Here is a 19874-nt window from a genome sequence, read left to right as displayed (position 1 = left end):
TCAATTTATAAAGCACAACTTATTATCTTAACAACTATGTAATAAGGAAAATAACATGAGTAAGAAAAAGATCAGTAGCAATGCAAAAATTCAACAGTTTGAACAGGATAGCTATGTCGACCCTAAAGGTAAAACACTTACGACTTCACTAGGGGTTCCTGTAGTTGATAATCAGAATAGTCTTAAAGTAGGGGAGCGCGGTCCTACACTGTTAGAAGATTTTCTATTACGTGACAAACTGATTCACTTTGATCGTGAGCGTATACCAGAACGAGTTGTCCATGCTCGAGGATTTGGTGCTCATGGATATTTTGAACCGTATAAAGGCAATGAAAAATGGACTAAAGCCAAATTTCTGACTGATACCAGCAATCCTACCCCTATTTTTGCGCGGATATCTACAGTTCAAGGTGGACGAGGCTCAGCAGATGTTGTTCGTGATGTTCGAGGTTTTTCTATTAAGTTTTATACGCAAGAAGGAAATTATGACTTAGTAGGAAACAATATTCCTGTTTTCTTTATACAAGATGCTATTAAATTTCCTGATTTTGTCCATGCTGTCAAGCCAGAAGATCCGAATGAAGTCCCGACTGGACAATCAGCACATGATACCTTCTGGGATTTCATTTCTTTAAATACCGAAACAGCACATATGACAACTTGGGTGATGTCAGATCGTGCTATTCCTCGTAATTTGCGTTCTATCCAAGGTTTCGGTGTACATACATTCAGACTTATCAATGCGCAAGGCAAAGCTCATTTAGTCAAATTTCATTGGACTCCAAAGCAAGGGGTTGCTCAAGTCGTATGGGACGAAGCATTAAAACTGAATGGCAAAGATCCTGATTTCCATCGACGAGATCTATGGGATGCAATCGAAAATGGAAATTATCCTGAATGGGAGCTAGGAGCTCAAATTTTCACGGAAGAAGAAGCTTCTGAATGGGATTTTGATGTTTTAGATCCAACTAAGCTTGTACCAGAGGAATTAGTACCTGTAACTCCATTAGGCAAATTTATATTGAACCGTAATACAGATGATTTCTTTGCCGAAACGGAGCAAGTTGCTTTTAGCCCAGCAAATATTGTATCTGGTATAGATTTTAGTAATGATCCTTTACTTCAAGGAAGATTATTTAGCTATACAGACACCCATCTACATCGTTTAGGTACAGCTAACTTTAACCAAATTCCAATTAATAAACCTGTATGCCCTTTTCATACCAATAGACGTGGTGGATTTGCTAACCATGAAGTTTACAAGGGAAAAGCAAATTATGAACCAAATTCAGTGGATGATAATTGGCCACGAGAAATTGGGCAGCAAGAAGGGGGATTTAGTTCGTATCCTGAACATGTGGAAGCAAGTAAATTACGTATTCGACCTGAAAGCTTTGCAGATCATTTCTCACAAGCGACACTTCACTATATGAGTTTGAAGAAGCATGAACAACAGCATATTAAAGATGCTTATGCATTTGAACTCTCTAAAGTTCAAGATGAAGAAATTCGTCAACGCGTGGTTGATCGAATTCTAGTAAATATCGATAAAGATCTCGCGACATACGTTGCAAATGAGTTAGGTTTAAAACTGTCTGATAAGCCAGCGATTAAAAAACAAAGTAAAGTTAAAATTTCAGAAAAACTTAGCATTGAGGCTTTCCCTGCACCAGATATTAAACAACGTAAAATTGCAGTACTTGTGCATAATGGTGCAAATGCAACTTCTGTAGATGCCGTGAAAGCATGGGCTGAAAGTGAAAATGCGGTTGCAGAAGTTTTAGCTCCAAGTGCAGCTCCAGTTAAATCTAAAGATGGAAAAGAAATTGCAGTAGATGGTCGACAAAATGGTGAGCCGTCAGTCACATATGACGCAATTGTTGTTATTGATGGCGATAATCTAGAAGCATTTAAGGCTGATGGAGTTGCAAAACACTATGTTCTTGAAACGTTTAAACATCTTAAACCAATTTATTTGCTTGGAGATAAAGAAAATCTTCTCGAATACTTTGGTATCGAACAAGATGATGCTATTTTTAGTAGTAAAACCTTTAAAGATCATCAAGATAAATTTAAGAAAGCGATACAAAATCACAGACTCTGGTCTCGAGAGGATATAGTAGCAAGTATCCCAGCATAAAAATAAGAGAAGCCTAGATTCACTATCTAGGCTCTTTTTTTAGGTAGTCATGATAGGTTTATTGATCGAATTATTTTGATTGGTCTTAAGTAAATATACCGTGAATAATCTGAGCACAGTTCATCATAGAGCTTTTAGACTCGTCATTCGAGCGACGTTAGATCGCTACTTGATTTATTTCTATTGATGACCTTGAGTAATTTGATACAAAGTTAATTTTGATTTGTCTAGAGAATTGCTATTCTTGAGCTAGCGCTTGAAAATTTGAAATGTGAAACCGCCATACATATTTGTAAAAGTAATTCTATGAAAGATAATAAAAATGGGAAACAAACTTTGAGTAATGAACGGTGTCCTTTTGAAACGTCACTCCGATACTACAAAAATCTAAGTTGGGGCATCATTTCTTTAGAGTGCAAAACTCACATATATCCATGGATCTTATTGAACTGATTCGTGGAAGAAAGTCATGATCGGTGTAATCGATGTGGCAACCAATCAAATTGAAACACTTGACGAAATGGTGAACACTTTGCGTAAAGTTTTGCAATTTGTCGATGCTGATAAGCTATATCCTTCAACCAACTGTGGAATGATACCACTGTCTCGTCACGTGGGACGTGACAAACTTGAAGCCTTAAGTATGGGTTCAGCGATCTTAAACTAAGAAGTTAGTGCTTTAGCTGAGTTTATTTTCTACATTCAAGATGGATCATCTGTGCAATCACCTATATCCTAGGTTCGCACGAGTTTAGCAATTTATATTTGAGAAGAGAAAAATGGTTGAAGCTTCAGACTACAGAAACGCAATGTCTTTATTAACCACTGCAGTCAATATTATTACAACAGCTGGTGAAACAGGACAGCATGGTTTCACGGCTTCTGCTGTATGTAGCGTTACTGATTCACCTGCTACGCTTTTGGTGTGTATGAATCAATCATCCCGATCTCATCAGTATTTTATTGAGAACAAAGTTTTATCTGTCAATGTGCTCAGTTCTCAACATGAGTCTCTTTCAAATGCTTTTGCATCGAGTCAATTAAGTGCAGAACAACGTTTTGGATTAGCCCAATGGGGTAAATTGAAAACAGGTTGCCCGGTCTTAAAGGACGCTTTAGTCAGTTTTGATTGTGAGATTGAGCAAATTCAACGAGTGGGCACACACAGTATTTTTATTTGCCGAGTTGTAGCCATTCAACAAAGCTCGCAAGAGGAAAGTCTTGTCTATTTTAATCGATCTTATCATCAGGTGAGTGCAGAAGAGGAAGTTTAATGAGCTAGAGCAGCAAGATTTTCAATCGTTTCTTATAATGATTATAGAAATAGATCAGCGTTTGATTAATGATCTTGGGAAAGATGGTGAATCGTAAGCCTCGAACAGTGAGCTTTCATAGTGTGAGGTTAAACCCAATGGATATTACTCGAATCATTTATGGTCATACAGAGTGAATGATCTTTCTCTTTGGGATGAAAAAAGACAAGTATTATTTTCAAAAATTTGAAACCAATTGAATAAATTTCAAAAAATAAACAGTGTTTTATATTTGATTCATTCTCTTAAAGAAATATATTAACTTTTAAATCTAGAAATTCGATTGTTTTTATAAATACTTTCGGTTTTACCAATTTAATCATCTTTTGTATTCTCTATTTCAATGAAGCAACACTCTCACAAAGAAATAGAGGAAAACACATGAGTTTAATCAATACTGAAGTCAAACCATTCAATGCAACTGCTTATCAAAATGGTGAGTTCATTGAAGTTTCTGAGCAAGATTTTAAAGGTAAATGGTCTGTTGTCTTTTTCTATCCTGCAGATTTTACATTTGTATGTCCAACAGAATTAGGCGATCTTGCTGATAACTATGCTGAATTCCAAAAGTTAGGTGTAGAAATTTATGGTGTATCTACAGATACTCATTTCACACATAAAGCTTGGCATGATACTTCTGATGTGATTGGTAAAATTCAGTATCCACTTATTGGTGACCCAACGTGGACATTGTCTAAAAACTTTGATGTATTGATTGAATCTGAAGGTTTGGCAGATCGTGGTACATTTGTAATTGATCCTGAAGGAAAAATTCAAATTGTAGAGATTAATGCAGGTGGTATTGGTCGTGATGCTCAAGAACTTCTTCGCAAAGTGAAAGCGGCTCAATATGTTCATGCTCACCCAGGCGAAGTATGTCCTGCGAAATGGAAAGAAGGTGATGCTACACTTGCACCATCAATCGATCTTGTTGGTAAGATCTAAATTAAGTTGAAAAGTAAAGAACCAGCACGATGTGCTGGTTTTTTATTAAGAGGCATAACCTTCTTGATTTTGTGCTGCTTGTCGTAAACCTTCAACCAATTGGTCGATGAGTTTTTCCATCACGAGTCGTTGTCCTTTACGTGATGCATAAACGAGTTGCACAGTCCCTATATTTGAGCACCAGTCAGGCAAGATGTGTATAAGCCGTCCTGCTGCCAAATCCTTTTGCACTGTAAGATAAGGTAGATCTGCAATACCTAATCCATCCATTACTGAATAATACACACCAGCCAAATCATTACTTTTAATACGTGGTTGTAATGGAATTTCAATGAGATCATGCCCTTCAATTCGGTGCAAATTCCATTGATAATGAGTTTTTTGAGTTCCTAAAACAATTGTTGGAAAATCATTGATTTCAGTTGGATATTCTAAAACGCGACCCTGTAAAAGCTCAGGGGTTGCCACTAAACAATGAGTGGTTTTGATGACATCACGAACCACGATGGTGGAGTCTTCATTGGCAGAAAAATTAGTTCTGATCGCCAAGTCAATATCATCGTGCAATACATCTACGCGTCGGCTGGTTAATTCCATCTCGACTTGAACTTTTGGATAGCGCTTCAAAAAATCATTGAGTAAAGAGCGAATTTGATAACGCATCATTACGGGTGGGCAACTAATTTTAACTAGACCCTGAGGTTCACTTTTCTGTTTAAGTAAAACATTATGAGCGCAATCAACTTGGTTGATTACTTTTTCACATTCTTGAAAAAATTCTTGACCTAAAGGCGTTACTTTGAAATGGCGAGTAGAACGTTGAATGAGTGTGACATTAAATTTTGCTTCGAGTTCTAAAATACGTCGACTAAGCTTTGATTTAGTTATATTTGACGCGTCACTAGCAGCACTGAAACCGCCGTATTTAACGACCAAATAAAAATAGTAATAGTCATCAAATGAATGCAATTTTCACCTCGACGCCTGATCCGATAAAGTTTAAGCATAGGTTAAACTAAGCCGTTCAAGAAATCATCTTGGGTTTTGAATATGGTAAAAAAAAGCGACCCAAAGGTCGCTTTTATTAAATATTATTTTTTAGTGGTGTTCTTTACATAGCTAACCATTAAGTTTTTATAGTCAGGAATATGCTCACCGAATAAAGCACCTAAACCTTCGATATCATTACGCCAGTCACGATGTAACTCACCTGCAGCACCAAACCATGTCATAAGTTGAGCACCTGCTTGAGACATGCGGTTCCATGCAGCATCGCGCGTAATTTGGTTGAATGTACCAGATGCATCAGTAATCACGAATACATCAAAGTCTTCAGCAAGAGCTGAAAGTGTAGGGAATGCAACACATACTTCAGTCACAACACCAGCGATGATCAGTTGTTTTTTACCTGTCGCTTTAACAGCATTTACAAAATCTTCGTTATCCCAAGCATTGATTTGACCTGGACGCGCGATATATGGAGCATCAGGGAACATTTCAACTAATTCTGGAACGAGTGGACCATTAGGACCATCTTCAAAACTTGTTGTTAAAATTGTCGGCAAGTTAAAGTATTTTGCTGCTGCTGCGAGTGCTAAAACATTGTTTTTAAACTTATCAGGATCGATATCACGTACAAGAGAAAGAAGACCTGTTTGGTGATCGACTAAAAGCACTACTGCATTATCTTTATCTAAACGAACGTAAGGTTTGCCCATTATTATTAGCCTCTATGATGTTAGTAAGTGTGAATACGTATCAATGAACTCGTATTCAGTCACCAGTTATATTAGACTGAAAATGAGATAAATTTGTGACCATTTTTAGGATAATTAGTCTTATTAATAGGAATATTGTAATCATGAATTTCAAATTTCAGTGAATAGTCACATATATGAATTAATTTAGATTATTATAATCATAAAAATAGGAATCTGTGTGGCAGTAAAGCTCTTTTTATTTTCTGTGCAAAGTCTAAAATGAGCGCATGTTCATCCTATCGAATATAGGAGTAAAAGATGAAAAGAGTAATTGGGGTTTATCGTAACCAACATACACATTGGGTTGGTGATGGTCTGCCAGTGCGTAACTTATTTTCTTATGATCGGTTAGGTCAAGCACTTAGTCCTTTTTTGTTATTAGATTATGGTGCACCACATCACTTTGAGCCAACGACACGTCAGTTAGGTGTTGGTTCACATCCTCATCGCGGATTTGAAACAGTGACTATCGCCTACCAAGGTGGTTTGGCACATAAGGATTCCAGTGGTGGTGGTGGTGTTATCGAGGCAGGAGATGTGCAATGGATGACTGCTGGGGCTGGATTGGTTCACGAAGAGTTTCATTCTCCTGAATTTGCTCAAAAAGGTGGAATTCTTGAAATGGCACAGCTTTGGGTCAATCTACCAGCCAAAGATAAAATGACTCAACCACGTTATCAAGCGATCACATCTCATGATATTCCAACAATTACCATGGATGATGATGCTGGTCACATCCGTGTAATTGCGGGTGAGTTTGGTGGTCATTATGGTCCTGCTGAAACATTTACTCCAATAAATGTGTGGGATGGTCAGCTTAAAGCTGAGTATGAAACATTCATACATGTTCCTGTAGATCACAATGTATTGGTTGTAGTGTTGAATGGTGAACTCGTAATTAATGGGACTCAAAAAGTTCTAGACAGTTCAATTGTGATGTTTGCTCGTGATGGTGAGGCAGCAATTCAATTGCAAGCATATAAAGATACACAATTTTTAGTGCTTACAGGTGAGCCACTAAATGAGCCAATTCAAGGGCATGGACCATTCGTCATGAACACCAAAGAAGAAATCATTCAAGCTTTTCATGATTTCAATAATGGTAAATTTGGTGAAATTGCACGTTAATTGGAACGACAAAAGCGGAAATATCATTTCCGCTTTTTTTGTGATCATCATTTTAAAAAAATAAAGGACCTCTATCCCACACAACAGAGGTCCTTATACGCTGTAATTTATATTTATTTTCTAGATCACATTCTATTTGTGCTTCTTATTAATGTGATGTAGTTCTCATTTTCAAAACAATGATAATGCATTTTTTTTAAGCTGTAAACTAAAAAATTAAATTATTGGTGAAAATATCTATTTTGTTTTTAAACATATTTTTTGATTTCTTAAAAAATACAAGTGTATTAAATATTTAGCGTATGACGAATAGTGTAGCAAGAATTTTACGTAAATTTATTTGATTAAAAATTAATCAAAAACAAATAAAATCTGGAAGTTTTTAATAGCAAGTTTCAAAGTGTTCTATCGCATAATTAAAAAAATTTTTAATGCTTGGATCATAATTTTGAAAATTGCAGTGATTGGAAGTGGTATGGCAGGGTTGGCAACTGCGAGAATTCTCAAGGATGCTGGTCACCAGATCACAGTTTTCGAGGCGCTTCCAGGGCGTGGTATGGATAGTTATAGTCTTGAGTATGAAGGTGGGATTATTGATTCGCCATTACGTGTCATGAATCCAATGCTCTGGAAAAATACATTGAGTCTTGCCACACATTTGGGTCTCAACACTTTTCCAGTACGTACCTATATGTCATGTAGCTGGTTATTTGAAGATAAAATCGATACTTGGCTGACAACATCACGTTCACGCATAGGCAACTTTCCAATCATTAACAATCGAAAAGGATTAAAGCAATATGGCATCCGTTTAGTGAAAGGGATGTTACAACTTAGATCTGCATTGAAGCAGTTTTTTAAATCTAAAAATCAAGATATCACTTTAGATGAGTTCGTTAAATATAACCAAATAGAAGAAGTATTTTGGAATGGGGCAGTCATGCCTGTCCTATTTACCATTTGTACATGTGATGCAAAAACCATTGGTGAATGGCCAGCAAAACCATTGTTGATTTTCTTACGCCAACTGACGGATGGAGATGCACTCCTTCGAATTCAAGGTGGGACGCCAGCTTTCGTTGATAAATTGCTGGAAGATATCGATTTAAGAAGTGGGCAGCCCATTACTCGTGTACAAGAGCAGGGTGATTTAGTCTATGTGGAAAATGAAGCAGGTGAATCTGACTTATTTGATCGCGTGATTGTCGCGACACCAACAACAAAAGTTCATGAGTTTTTAGATGCTGAACAGTTTGCGGATGATATTGCACTTCTCAAACAATTTAAGTTTGTTGATGGTGAATTGGTCATTCATACTGATTCAGTGGTAATGCCTGTGAAGCGTAAAGATTGGTGCGTATTGAGTTATATGATGGATCGTAAATTTACTAAACAGCATTTCACTGTTTGGCTGAATTCGATTGAGCCAACATTAGTGGGTAAATCTCCTGTTTTTCAAACTTGGAATCCAGTAATTGAGATTGATCCTAAAAAAGTAATACATAAAGTGAAACTCACTAGAGCTGTTGTAGACCGACATACTCTACCACTAACGCATGAGTTGAATGCTCGTCACCAACAACAAGGTCGTAAAGTATTTTATTGTGGCTCTTGGTCATGTGATGGATTACCAATTTTGGAGTCAGCGGTGACTTCAGCAATGGATATAGCAAAATTACTCGATGCGCCGTTACCATTTTTAGGTTTAAAGCCTAAGGTACAAGTTGCACCAGAGTTAGGATATTAAGGGATTGAATGAAGAAGCTCCAAGCATGGATGAAAGCACCTCAACATAAATATGCGATCAATGCAGCTTTATTGGGGGATCACCGTAATTGTGCTTGGAGTAATTTAGGTCTGTGGAAAACTGACCAGCTGAATTATCCACAAGCCTGCGAGTTACTCGCAATAACCCTTGCTCAATCTATTGATTTAAATTCAAAAGATAAATTAATTGATTTAGGTTGTGGGCAAGGTGCTAGCTTAATTTTATGGAAAGAAAAATTTCAAATCGAATACTTGGAAGGAATTGAATTACAAGAATATTATGTAAATCATACGCGTAAATTTTTACCCCATATCGATCAGATCTCGCAAGGAACATTTTTAAATTTAGAATCTAGATCATTTGAATTTAAATTTGATGTTGCAATTTGCATCGATGCTGCTTATCACAGTAATTTGAATTTATTTCTTCGTTCTGTAGATGGTATTTTGAATTCAAAAGGACGCTTAGCATTTCATTATCTTGCTTTGAATTCGAAGTTCTATGCATTAAGTCCTCTAGCGCAATTGAAAGTTAAATTTTTATTAAAAGCAGCTGACGTTCAACTGAACCATTTGCATTCATTCGATGAAACGCAATCAATATTAGCGCAAATGGGCTTTAGAGATATACATATTCAAGATCTGAGTCGCGAGGTATTTGCAGGATTTGCAACGTATATTCAGAGTGATATTTTTAAAAAGAACATCCAAGCTCATTCGTATCACGTTTTAGATTTGGCAAAAATTAAGATGACAGCAAAGTTGTGTGCGAAACTTTATCAAGAGGGAATCGTACGGTATGTACAAGTGAGTGCAAGTAAAAAATAAATCATCAAAAACAACAAAGCCTCACTAAAAAGCGAGGCTAAGTATAAAATGGTGCCGGCACACGGATTCGAACTGTGGACCTACTGATTACAAGTCAGTTGCTCTACCAACTGAGCTATGCCGGCAACGTGGAGAGAATAATAGCGTTTTTTCACTAAAACGCAAGTCAAAAATTAATCGATTAATTAAAATTGAGCAGGATGAATTGTTTTTGCTTTATTTTTGATCTTCTTTTCTCCTCATTTTATAGTGATGCCCGTCATAGCGTGTACAGGCATCTTGAGAGAATTTTATAGGATCAGTTATTTGTTTTTTAGAATACGATCAAGGTCTTGTGCACACTCTTCAAGAGTATAAGCCATATCAAATTGCATTTGAGGTTTTAACTCTTGTGCTAATTTTCTCCATTGCTCAATTAATCTTAGCGCTTTTTGAATTTTGTGTTTATTCACATCTTTAGCGATAGTGGGTGTGTAGCCACCACGTTTTGCATTTTTAATTTGTTTTACATAGTTGGCGCTGTTATTCATATTATCTCCGGAATAGCAGGTTCTCTATTTTATAGGTGTGCAAAAATCATCTATTTGAATAACGTTGTTAGGTTGCTCAGCTCCTTAAGTATTGTTTTTATTAACTTAACATGATGTTGATGACAGTAAAATGAAGCGAGATACGTGCCAAAAGCGAAGTTTTAGGCGAAAAAAAACCGAATCATGAGATTCGGTTTTTTAAATTCTGGCGGTGAAAGAGGGATTCGAACCCTCGATACGCTATTAACGTATACACACTTTCCAGGCGTGCTCCTTCAGCCACTCGGACACTTCACCAAGGCGTGCGATGATAACTAAAAAAAAAGCAGATGCCAAGTTGAAACAATTGATTTAAAGAAAAAGTTTTTAGCCAGTGATATGATTGCCGAAAAATTCTGTCGAATGCATGAAGACTAAAATATGCAAAGCACTGCAAAAAAAGCCGCACTTCCTGCGGTAACATTGGCAGCATTAGGGGTGGTGTTTGGTGACATTGGAACCAGTCCTCTGTATGCATTGCGTCAATGCTTCCTTACGGCTCATATTGCAATTACTGAGGCAACCGTTCTGGGCATTTTGTCGCTCATTTTCTGGTGCATGATGCTCACCATCAGCTTTAAATATGTCTCAGTCATTATGAAGGCAGATAACAATGGTGAAGGCGGTATTATGTCGCTTCTTGCCTTAAATCTACGTTCAACTCGTATTGCAGATCAGCGCAAAATTTATCTCATTGCCTTGGGCTTTATCGGTGCATCACTGTTTTTTGGTGATGGCATTATTACCCCAGCAATTTCTATTTTATCCGCGATTGAAGGTTTAAGTATTGCGACTCCGATGTTTAATCAATGGTTATTACCATTGGCCATCGGTATTTTAACAGCACTGTTTTTAATTCAGCGCCACGGCACGGCGACCATGGGTAAGTTCTTTGGACCAATCACATTATTGTGGTTTGCATCAATTGGACTATTAGGCTTATGGAGTGTTATGCAAACACCGTTCGTGTTGGCAATGATCAGTCCGCATTGGGCGTTTGGCTTTATCATCAACCAACCTTTTGTTGCATTCCTCACGATGGGTGCCGTCATTTTAACGATGACGGGGGGTGAAGCACTATATGCAGATATGGGGCATTTTGGTCGTATGCCTATTAAGCTTGCTTGGTTTGTGATTGTATTGCCAAGTCTAGTTTTTAACTATGCGGGTCAAGGTGCTTTACTTTTACGAGATCCAAATGCAATTGAGAACCCATTTTATCTGTTAGTCCCTGATTGGGCTTTATTTCCAATGATTGGTCTTGCAACCGCTGCTGCCGTGATTGCGTCTCAAGCGGTGATTACGGGCGTATTCTCAATGGTCAATCAAGCGATTCAATTGCGCTATTTACCGCGTTTAACCGTGCAACATACATCTGATGTTGAACAAGGACAAATCTATGTCCCGTTCATCAACTGGGTATTATTTATTTCAGTCATTATTCTCATTTTATTATTTGAAAATAGCGCGAATCTTGCCAGTGCCTACGGTGTAGCAGTGACCATGACGATGCTGTGCGGTACGATTTTAATTTCGATTTTAGCTTATGGCGTTTGGCGCTGGCCTGTTTGGAAAGTAGCCCTTTTTGCTGTGCCTTTATTGATCATCGACCTCATTTTTGTTGCTTCGACTTCTTTAAAAATTGTTGGTGGTGGATGGGTGCCAATCTTGATTGGTGCAATTGTATTTACCGTTTTAATGACGTGGAAAGATGGCCGTCAAATCGTACTTAATAAGCTTGAGTCTGATGCGTTACCTATTGATCTCTTTATTCAAAGTGTCAAGATGAGTGATGAAACTCTGATCGTTCCTGGGGATGCAATTTTCCTCACAGGAACACCTAATATCGTTCCACATGCGATGTTGCACAATATTAAGCATAATAAGGTTCTACACGAACGTAATATGATGATTACGGTCATTACTAAAGATGTACCTTATGTACCTGATATTGAGAGAATTCGTGTAGAAAAGATGGATAATCGATTCTTTAGGATTTTTGTATATTATGGGTTTAAAGACCAACCCAACATTCCAGTCGCGCTGAAAGCGGCATATGAGCAGTTAAATTTTGAATTTGATATGATGCAAATTAGTTTCTTTATTTCACGTGATCGTCTGATTCATACCGTGGGAGAAGGAATGGCGCCATGGCGTGAAAAATTATTTATATCAATGCAGCGGAATACCAGTCCTGTGAGTGATTTCTATTTAATTCCACCAAATCGCGTGGTCGAAATGGGAAGCCAGATCGAAATCTGAGTAAGCGTTTGCTAAAATTTTGGATATAAAAAACCGCCTCAAAGGCGGTTTTTTATTAAGCCTAATACCTTACTCAGCCGCTGGTGCTTCTACAGGCGCTTCTTCAGTTGCATTTACTTCAGGTTGAGCTGGAACTGCAGTTTGTGCTTGAGGAGCAGTTTCTTCTGCTTCAGCAGGTGGTAAGTTTCCAATAGGCGCTTTCGCATCAGCAGGCGCTTGTGTTGTAGCACCTTCAGAAATAACTTTCATCTGACCATTAGCTAATACTTCTTGTAAAGTACCAGGCTGACCATTCACTGTTGTTACGACTTTAGCTTTAGAAAGGCTTTCCAAAGTTTCGCCAGCTTGAACTGGTGGCTCAGCAAATGCACTTGCACTTGCCAAAGATAAACCCATTACTAATGCTGTCAAAGAAGTATGTGCTAATTTCATAGTGTCCTCACTTTCAATTCTTTTAATTTACTAAATAACTTTTATACCATCTCACAAGTAATTGATGTAATTCAATCAAATACACGTAAAACCTTAAAGAGTATTAAAAAACTATTCTATAAAAACAACAATTTGTTACTTATTTTGAGTGATATTTGAACGGAATGCGAAGATCCTTTATTCACTTGAAAATTCACTTGATGTACTTCAAATTCATAGCTTGTTAAGCTGTGGCCGGTTTTGAATAAAGCCCACGCATTGGGCCAGAAGTTGAACACGGAATGAATAGGTAATCTGAGTTTGAATAATATTGTGGTAAAAGCTGTATTAGGTATTGTTGCAGCAGGAAGCTTTGCAATTGCTTTCGGTCAAGAAAAGTTGTCTTCATATCTGCCATTTTCAGGTTCGGTTAATAATACAGCTTGTCTAAATCAATTTTATCGCCAAGAGCCACCTTATTTAATCAAAGAGAGCTTAAATAAAGATCGCTACCCATTATGCTTTAATGGATTCACCACTATGTATTCTGGTGTCTCAAAAACACCATTATGGGTAGCTGAATATCTGAATCCAGATCGGCTGAGCCAAAAAATAAAAAGAGAAGACAGTTTCCATGAGGAGACTCGTGTAGCAGAAAAGCATCGAGCATTATTATCAGATTATCGTGGGTCGGGATATGACCGTGGTCATATGGCTCCAAATGCTGATATGCCAAATAAAGCTGCACAGTACGACAGTTTTTCTTTAGCCAATATGGTTCCTCAAGCTCCGCAGAATAACCAACAAATCTGGCGAGAAATTGAGGAAGCGACACGTGCAATCGTTACGAAGCAGAAACATGATGTGTATGTGATTACCGGGCCTGTATATAGTGGCAAAAAACTGAAAACCATTGGACGCGGTGTTATTGTTCCAACAGCGGTGTTTAAAGCCGTATATATACCTAAAACAGGTGCTATTGGCGCATATTACGCTCCAAATAATAATTCACTACAGATGCAAGTGGTCAGTGTATGCCAGTTAGAAGAAGTGCTTGGCATGAATCTGTTTCCTCAACTTACATCTGAGCAAAAGCGTAATACTTATAAATTGCCATTAAAAGCCAATCAGGTCAAAGCTCAACAAGCGATAGAGTATTCGCACTGGGATGCCGAAAGCCAATGTGCAGTTGATATCTCAACAGATCAACTCAAAGCGCTGCAAAAAGAGTTTAGTAGTCAAAGCGTACCTGTCAATACAACCGTAACGAATCAAGAGGCTAAGATCGATGAACAAGCACAAGATGCAATCGTGAAAGAGTTGGTTCAAGCGTTGTTGCAATATTTATTACAAATCCTTAAATAAAAAAGCTCGAATTTGCCCTGAAGATTCATTTATCTTCAGGGATTGATATTTATAAACATAAAGAGATTTGCCATGTTTAAGCCTTTTGAAAATGGGACTGAGTCACATTCGATACATGATCTGACGCTTGAAAATGATCTTGATCGTGTGAGTATTTATGGCAACTTACAAATCACCAAAGATCAAGCCGGTTTAGCCGCTGCGAAAGCGTTAAAACAATATTTAGATGCAATGGTCATCTATTTAGAAGATCAAAAAAATTTAGCAGAAAAAATAGAAACGACGGCTGAGAATGAAATAGAAAATCCATTCTTGTGATTCATTAATCATCTTTAGAATGATGGCTTAGATTGACAATCATGAACTGCGAATATGATGTTGAATACGCCACTGTTGGGGCGTCATCTTCATCCACTGACGAAATGCGCGTTGGAATGCACTTTGTTCTGAATAACTGAGCAATAACGAAATCTCATGTAAGCTGAGATAAGGATCTTGTAAATATTGAATCGCTAGAAGTTTGCGGACTTCTTGAACGCGCTGCTGATAGGTATCACCTTGATTTTGTAAATGGCGCTGAAGTTGTCTGACTGACATTCCCACTTGTTCTGCGACAGTTTGAATTTGATAATTGTGTCTTTGGATTCCAATCAGAATGGCTTGCTGTAACCGCTCATCGATTTGTGTGTTATTGGGGAGTCGACTTAACAAATCTTGAGCTTGCTGCATCAGGAGTTTTTGTAAAGTTTGATCAGCTTGTTTAATCGGTGCTTGTAGGAGCTGGCTTGGAAAAGTAAGCTTGACATGAGGCTGAGAGAATTTTACTTTGCTCTGAAAAAAACGCTCATAAATCGCAACATTTTTTGGTGCTGGAAAGCGAAAGTGAATTTCTTGAATATGTAAATGCTCAATACCCGCATAACGTTTTAGAAATTCAACCAATAATGCCATCGCAATTTCATCCGTGATTTGTGTCGACAAATGCATCGGCAAATCTTCCCAACGTACGCTAAATACGCCTTGCTCCAGATCGACGGCGAGAGGTGTACCATCATAAATTAAACGATGATATTCATGATAACGGGTGAGTGCTTCTGCTAGGTTATCGCATGATAAAGCGATATACGCGATAATGCCTAAATGTTGTGGTTTGACCCATTGAGCAATTTCTAACCCTAACGCAGGTTGTGGGTGTACTTCATAAATTTCATTTAATATTTCACGCCAAATGCTAAAGTCAAAGCGTTCGGCTTGCTGAATACTTGCCAATTTTGCAGAAATAGGGAGACCGTTCTCTTCACAATAATTATGTAAGAGATGTCCAAGTCCACCATGAACCGAGCCTGAATAGTCCTTTATCTGCTGCATGTGATTAATACTTTTCTTGTTTTATCAATTGAAATCACGATGAGTTATTAAGCCTGTTTTTACAGTGCCATACAAGCGCTTTTTCTACCATACGACATTGAAAAATATGTCGTGATTTGTCAATGAAAATTTTATCTTGCGTCAATGGTTGAGAGCTTGAGTTAGATATATTGAAAGAAAAGAAACAGGGATTTTGAACATGATTAAAGGTTTTGTTGCAGGCTTAATCATTGCCAATGGATTTGAATGGGTCGCGCATAAATATGTTCTACATGGTGTACACCGTCCGGGTAAAGCGAGGTTTAGTCCTGTGCCTAAAAATATGGAATCTCATTGGGCACATCACCGTGAAGTTAGAACACAAGATTTCCATGATGAGGGTTATGTAGAGGGAATCTCAAATTGGCGAACAAAAAATGAAATCGTATCATTGGGGATTGTTGCTGCTGTATTTGGAACAGCATTTTATCCAATCTCGAAAGGCATGAGTTTATCCGTGCTTTATAGTGCTTGTAACTACTACTACACGCATCGCAGAGCTCACCTCGAACCTCATTGGGCAAAAAAGAAAATTCCTTGGCACTATGACCACCATATGAACGCCAATCAAGATGCAAATTGGTGTGTCACTAAGCCTTGGTTTGATTACATTTTAGGGACACGCGTCATTTCAACGCCAGATTTGAAGGAAGATAACCCTTTAGGGGTGCAGTTACCGTCTTTTATTTCAAAACGAGTCAATCATATCGTTGAACAATATTTCCCCGCAAAGTGGGTTGAGCAGAAAGCAGCGCGCTCCGATATTTCAAAAAAAGCTTTGGCTATAGTGGAGTAAGTCAGATTAGATATGGAATTGGCTGAATTGACGTCTGATTTGTCATGTTTGGTCAATAAAATATGTAGCTTTTGTCAAGATTTCGTGCAGATCTGTCATTTATGATATGAGATGAATAAATCGGAGAATGAAAATCTGATGGTAGAACTCTCCAGTTTATCGCTTTGCATAACGAACCAAGCGCTGTTTTTTCTTGGTTTTTAGGGCCTTCGGGCTCTTTTTTTTGCAAAAAAAGAGGCATTTGCCTCTTTTTTATGGGGCATGATTAAAGACGCATTTCAATGCCTTGTTCAGCTAAATATTGTTTTGCTTCCGGGATAGTGTGTTGACCAAAGTGGAAGATAGAGGCTGCAAGCACTGCATCAGCACCCCCTTGTAAAATTCCGTCTGCTAGATGTTGAAGATTACCCACACCACCTGAAGCAATCGTTGGAATCGTTACACGATCATTAATCTGACGCATCAATGCTAAGTCATAACCAGCTTTTGTACCATCTGCATCCATTGACGTAATGAGCAATTCGCCTGCGCCGTATTCTGCCATTTTCACAGACCATTCAATCGCATCGATACCCGTTGGTTTGCGACCACCATGTGTGAAAATCTCCCACTTATTTTCACCCGTTTTTTTTGCATCAATCGCAACTACAATACATTGTGCACCAAAACGTTGAGAGGCTTCTTGAACGAATTCAGGATTAAAGACAGCAGCTGAGTTAATACTGACTTTGTCTGCACCAGCGTTAAGCAATAAACGAATATCTTCAACTTTACGAACACCGCCACCTACGGTCAGTGGTACAAATACAGTTTCAGCCATACGCTCAACCGTACGGTAAGTGGTGTCACGCCCATTAGATGTTGCAGTGATATCGAGAAAAGTAATCTCATCTGCACCTTGTTCGTTATAACGACGTGCTACTTCAACTGGGTCGCCTGCATCACGAATATCAAGGAATTGAACACCTTTTACAACTCGACCGTTATCTACGTCGAGGCAAGGAATAATACGTTTAGCAAGCATAATTTTTTCCAAAAATAACAGCCGATTATGAAACTTACAGACTTTGGTGCTACACCTTGGTAGTCGGAGCAGGTATTCTATCAAAATAATGTAAGTTTTTTCGCAGGTTTTTTTATGTCGGTTTATACCACTTTGACTTTAAAGGAAGTTCAGGATTTTGCTACGCCTTATGGATTAGAGGTGATTGACCTGATTCCGATTCAAGGAGGTATTCAAAATACGAACTATTTTCTAGTTTGTGCAGATCAAACCGAATTTGTTTTAACAATTTTTGAAGATATGGATAAGCAAGGCGCAGGTGAACTCGTCCCTGTACTTGAGCATCTGGGTCATGCAGGTCTGCCTGTGCCTGTACCTTTGAAACATTCAGGACGTTCGATTCAGATCTTAAAAAATAAACCTGCACAAATTGCGCCTAGAATGCGTGGCAAGCATCCTATGCCTTCATCACTTGAACAGGTTCAGTCCATTGCTATTGCACAGGCTCAAATACATGTGGCTCTCGATAACTTTCCCTTAGAGCGCGCAGAGTATCGTAATCATGATTATTGGTTAAGTGTGGCTCAGCAGCTTCGACCTACGTTAAATCCAGCCGATCAAGTATTATTAAATAGTTTGTTAGGTTTATATGACGCTCTTACCGCAATGTACCCTGATCGTCCACGAGGTTTTATCCATTCTGACCTATTTAGAGATAACACTTTATTTGAAGGGGCTACTTTAAAAGGGATACTCGATTTTTATGAGTTGAATAAAGATGAACTTTTGTTTGATATCGCCATTACGATGAATGATTTCTGTACGGAATATCCAAGTGTTCATTTGAATGAGGAAAAGGCCTTAGCATTCTTGGAGGCTTATCAAAGTGTACGTGAAATGACCAGTGATGAAAAATCATGTCTAGAACTCTATTTAGCGATGGCAGCTGGGCGTTTCTGGATGATGCGTTTGCTAGTGGCTCAAAAGAACAAAGAAATGGGGCGTGTTGGCGAAGATATTTTGCAAAAAAATCCTTTAGAAATGCGCAATATGCTGGTTGAACGATTAAAATTTGTAACAGCTTAAAAAATTTAAAAAATCTGGGGGAAATATGCGTGATCAAGGTCGTCTAGTTGAATGGTTTGATGAAAAAGGCTATGGATTTATTCAACCCAATGATTCATCCAAAGATCGCGTTTTCCTTCACATTAAAGATTTTGCCAAACCAGGCCCAAGACCGATTCCAGGTTGTGCTTTGGAGTATATCGTTCAATTGGATGGTCAAGGTCGATTTAAAGCGAAACAAGTAACATACTTAAAAGCGACTCAGGCAAAAAAAGTAAAAACGAAGCCGCGTCATTCACCAGTTACTCAACAAAAAATGCAACCGATGCAAGTAGCGATTATTGCTTATATCTTGACGCTTGCTACATTAGTCCTATTGGGGCTATTGAGTATGATGGTGGTGTTGGTCATTTTATTGATGAACCTGATCACCTATGGCTTATATGCACACGATAAAGCGGCGGCTCAACAGGGGAGTCAACGTGTACCAGAAAATACATTACATGTGGTTTCTCTATTAGGAGGATGGCCGAGTGCTTGGCTTGCTCAGCAACGCTTGCGTCATAAAACACAAAAACAACCATTTCGAAAAATTTATTTCTGTACTATAGCGTTTAATATACTGATTATTTTATGGATAATTTCACCATTTAATGGTTTGAAATTATAAAGCCTCAAAAAAATTAAAAAGGTGACTTTATGAATTATACAGCTGATCAAGATCCAAACCGCAGCTTAACGATTTTACTTTATATCCTGTATATCATCGCTATTTTTTCAGCAGGTATTTTGGCGGTTATTGCGCTAATTATTAACTATTGGAAACGATCAAAGGTACAGGGCTCAATTTTTGAAAGTCATTTTACTTGGCAAATTCGTACTTTTTGGTGGTATTTAATTTGGAATATCATCGCGTTCCTGCCGTTTTTGTTCTTATTCTTCACGGGTGACAATCCTAATGCCTTTGCTGGTGTAGCACTGGGTGCAACAACATTCTGTATCGCAGTGATTGGTTTGTCATGGGTTTGGATTGTTTATCGTGCGATCAAAGGAATTATTAAGGTCAATGATAACGAGCCAATGTATCAATAATTAAAACTCATGAATGGGGTGGT

At 38.0% G+C, this 19874-nt stretch carries 19 protein-coding genes, 2 tRNA genes and 1 pseudogene; 14 read left to right on the top strand and 8 right to left on the bottom strand.

Features of this window, described 5'->3' with window-relative positions:
• Positions 1 to 55: 55 nt before the first annotated feature.
• From AC1M9N_RS04225 to ahpC, 4 genes and pseudogenes are all read left to right on the top strand, one after another.
• A complete protein-coding gene (locus AC1M9N_RS04225; RefSeq protein ID WP_481609751.1) occupies positions 56 to 2140 on the top strand; it encodes a catalase in 2085 nt (694 codons plus the stop codon).
• A 234-nt stretch (positions 2141 to 2374) separates the two neighbouring features.
• Positions 2375 to 2807: pseudogene (locus tag AC1M9N_RS04220) on the top strand (uroporphyrinogen decarboxylase/cobalamine-independent methonine synthase family protein); the annotation flags it as partial.
• A gap of 112 nt (positions 2808 to 2919) precedes the next feature.
• Positions 2920 to 3414 (top strand): flavin reductase family protein, encoded by a 495-nt coding sequence (locus tag AC1M9N_RS04215; protein ID WP_035267597.1) that lies wholly within the window; start codon positions 2920 to 2922, stop codon positions 3412 to 3414.
• Between the two features lie 420 nt (positions 3415 to 3834).
• Positions 3835 to 4398: an alkyl hydroperoxide reductase subunit C gene (gene ahpC / locus AC1M9N_RS04210; RefSeq protein ID WP_035267594.1), complete on the top strand. Its 564-nt coding sequence runs from the start codon at positions 3835 to 3837 to the stop codon at positions 4396 to 4398.
• Positions 4399 to 4443: 45 nt separating this feature from the next.
• Here the strand turns inward: ahpC and AC1M9N_RS04205 are convergent, their stop codons facing one another.
• Both AC1M9N_RS04205 and ycaC read right to left on the bottom strand, forming a co-directional pair.
• Entirely contained in the window at positions 4444 to 5367 is a 924-nt protein-coding gene (locus AC1M9N_RS04205) for a LysR substrate-binding domain-containing protein (RefSeq protein ID WP_481954313.1), read from the bottom strand.
• A 122-nt stretch (positions 5368 to 5489) separates the two neighbouring features.
• Complete coding sequence (gene ycaC, locus AC1M9N_RS04200) at positions 5490 to 6116, bottom strand: isochorismate family cysteine hydrolase YcaC (RefSeq protein WP_035267592.1); 627 nt, start codon at positions 6114 to 6116, stop codon at positions 5490 to 5492.
• A 300-nt stretch (positions 6117 to 6416) separates the two neighbouring features.
• Here ycaC and AC1M9N_RS04195 point away from each other — a divergent pair, with 300 nt between their 5' ends.
• From AC1M9N_RS04195 to AC1M9N_RS04185, 3 genes are all read left to right on the top strand, one after another.
• Complete coding sequence (locus AC1M9N_RS04195) at positions 6417 to 7286, top strand: pirin family protein (protein ID WP_035267590.1); 870 nt, start codon at positions 6417 to 6419, stop codon at positions 7284 to 7286.
• A 448-nt stretch (positions 7287 to 7734) separates the two neighbouring features.
• Positions 7735 to 9033 (top strand): FAD-dependent oxidoreductase, encoded by a 1299-nt coding sequence (locus AC1M9N_RS04190; RefSeq protein ID WP_481612715.1) that lies wholly within the window; start codon positions 7735 to 7737, stop codon positions 9031 to 9033.
• 8 nt (positions 9034 to 9041) lie between these two features.
• Complete coding sequence (locus AC1M9N_RS04185; protein WP_481954312.1) at positions 9042 to 9881, top strand: class I SAM-dependent methyltransferase; 840 nt, start codon at positions 9042 to 9044, stop codon at positions 9879 to 9881.
• A 49-nt stretch (positions 9882 to 9930) separates the two neighbouring features.
• Here AC1M9N_RS04185 and AC1M9N_RS04180 read toward each other — a convergent pair.
• From AC1M9N_RS04180 to AC1M9N_RS04170, 3 genes are all read right to left on the bottom strand, one after another.
• Positions 9931 to 10006, bottom strand: a tRNA-Thr gene (locus AC1M9N_RS04180).
• A gap of 177 nt (positions 10007 to 10183) precedes the next feature.
• A complete protein-coding gene (locus tag AC1M9N_RS04175) occupies positions 10184 to 10411 on the bottom strand; it encodes a hypothetical protein (RefSeq protein WP_035267585.1) in 228 nt (75 codons plus the stop codon).
• 206 nt (positions 10412 to 10617) lie between these two features.
• Positions 10618 to 10708 (bottom strand) — tRNA-Ser (locus AC1M9N_RS04170).
• A gap of 123 nt (positions 10709 to 10831) precedes the next feature.
• Here AC1M9N_RS04170 and AC1M9N_RS04165 point away from each other — a divergent pair.
• Positions 10832 to 12712 (top strand): potassium transporter Kup, encoded by a 1881-nt coding sequence (locus AC1M9N_RS04165; protein ID WP_035267583.1) that lies wholly within the window; start codon positions 10832 to 10834, stop codon positions 12710 to 12712.
• Positions 12713 to 12781: 69 nt separating this feature from the next.
• On the opposite strand, the gene AC1M9N_RS04160 is transcribed toward AC1M9N_RS04165, so the two are convergent.
• The gene (locus AC1M9N_RS04160) at positions 12782 to 13144 is read right to left on the bottom strand and encodes a hypothetical protein (RefSeq protein WP_228133254.1); all 363 of its coding nucleotides are present in this window, start codon (positions 13142 to 13144) and stop codon (positions 12782 to 12784) included.
• Between the two features lie 300 nt (positions 13145 to 13444).
• Here AC1M9N_RS04160 and AC1M9N_RS04155 point away from each other — a divergent pair, with 300 nt between their 5' ends.
• Together AC1M9N_RS04155 and AC1M9N_RS04150 are read left to right on the top strand one after the other, a co-directional pair.
• Positions 13445 to 14488 carry a DNA/RNA non-specific endonuclease gene (locus AC1M9N_RS04155; protein ID WP_481591881.1) on the top strand — a complete coding sequence of 348 codons (1044 nt, stop codon included), beginning with the start codon at positions 13445 to 13447 and terminating at the stop codon, positions 14486 to 14488.
• A gap of 72 nt (positions 14489 to 14560) precedes the next feature.
• Positions 14561 to 14806, top strand: a complete 246-nt coding sequence (locus tag AC1M9N_RS04150; RefSeq protein WP_179999072.1) for a hypothetical protein — start codon at positions 14561 to 14563, stop codon at positions 14804 to 14806.
• A gap of 39 nt (positions 14807 to 14845) precedes the next feature.
• Here AC1M9N_RS04150 and AC1M9N_RS04145 read toward each other — a convergent pair whose 3' ends face one another.
• Entirely contained in the window at positions 14846 to 15856 is a 1011-nt protein-coding gene (locus tag AC1M9N_RS04145) for an AraC family transcriptional regulator (protein WP_481591882.1), read from the bottom strand.
• A gap of 199 nt (positions 15857 to 16055) precedes the next feature.
• On the opposite strand from AC1M9N_RS04145, the gene AC1M9N_RS04140 reads away from it, so the two are divergent.
• Positions 16056 to 16691 (top strand): sterol desaturase family protein, encoded by a 636-nt coding sequence (locus AC1M9N_RS04140; RefSeq protein ID WP_180028773.1) that lies wholly within the window; start codon positions 16056 to 16058, stop codon positions 16689 to 16691.
• Between the two features lie 265 nt (positions 16692 to 16956).
• Here AC1M9N_RS04140 and hisF read toward each other — a convergent pair whose 3' ends face one another.
• Positions 16957 to 17715 (bottom strand): imidazole glycerol phosphate synthase subunit HisF, encoded by a 759-nt coding sequence (gene hisF / locus AC1M9N_RS04135; RefSeq protein ID WP_035267573.1) that lies wholly within the window; start codon positions 17713 to 17715, stop codon positions 16957 to 16959.
• A gap of 114 nt (positions 17716 to 17829) precedes the next feature.
• Between hisF and AC1M9N_RS04130 the strand changes: the two genes are divergently transcribed.
• The 3 genes from AC1M9N_RS04130 to AC1M9N_RS04120 are packed head-to-tail and all read left to right on the top strand — an operon-like array spanning position 17830 to position 19851.
• Entirely contained in the window at positions 17830 to 18780 is a 951-nt protein-coding gene (locus tag AC1M9N_RS04130; protein ID WP_481591883.1) for a homoserine kinase, read from the top strand.
• Between the two features lie 25 nt (positions 18781 to 18805).
• Complete coding sequence (locus AC1M9N_RS04125) at positions 18806 to 19429, top strand: DUF1294 domain-containing protein (RefSeq protein WP_035267569.1); 624 nt, start codon at positions 18806 to 18808, stop codon at positions 19427 to 19429.
• Between the two features lie 29 nt (positions 19430 to 19458).
• Positions 19459 to 19851, top strand: a complete 393-nt coding sequence (locus AC1M9N_RS04120) for a DUF4870 family protein (protein WP_035267567.1) — start codon at positions 19459 to 19461, stop codon at positions 19849 to 19851.
• The last annotated feature ends 23 nt before the right edge of the window (positions 19852 to 19874 follow it).

The organism is Acinetobacter sp. ANC_7655 (assembly GCF_056784015.1).
Note: the sequence above shows the minus strand (reverse complement) of the source record. Positions and strands in the feature narration are given on the sequence as shown.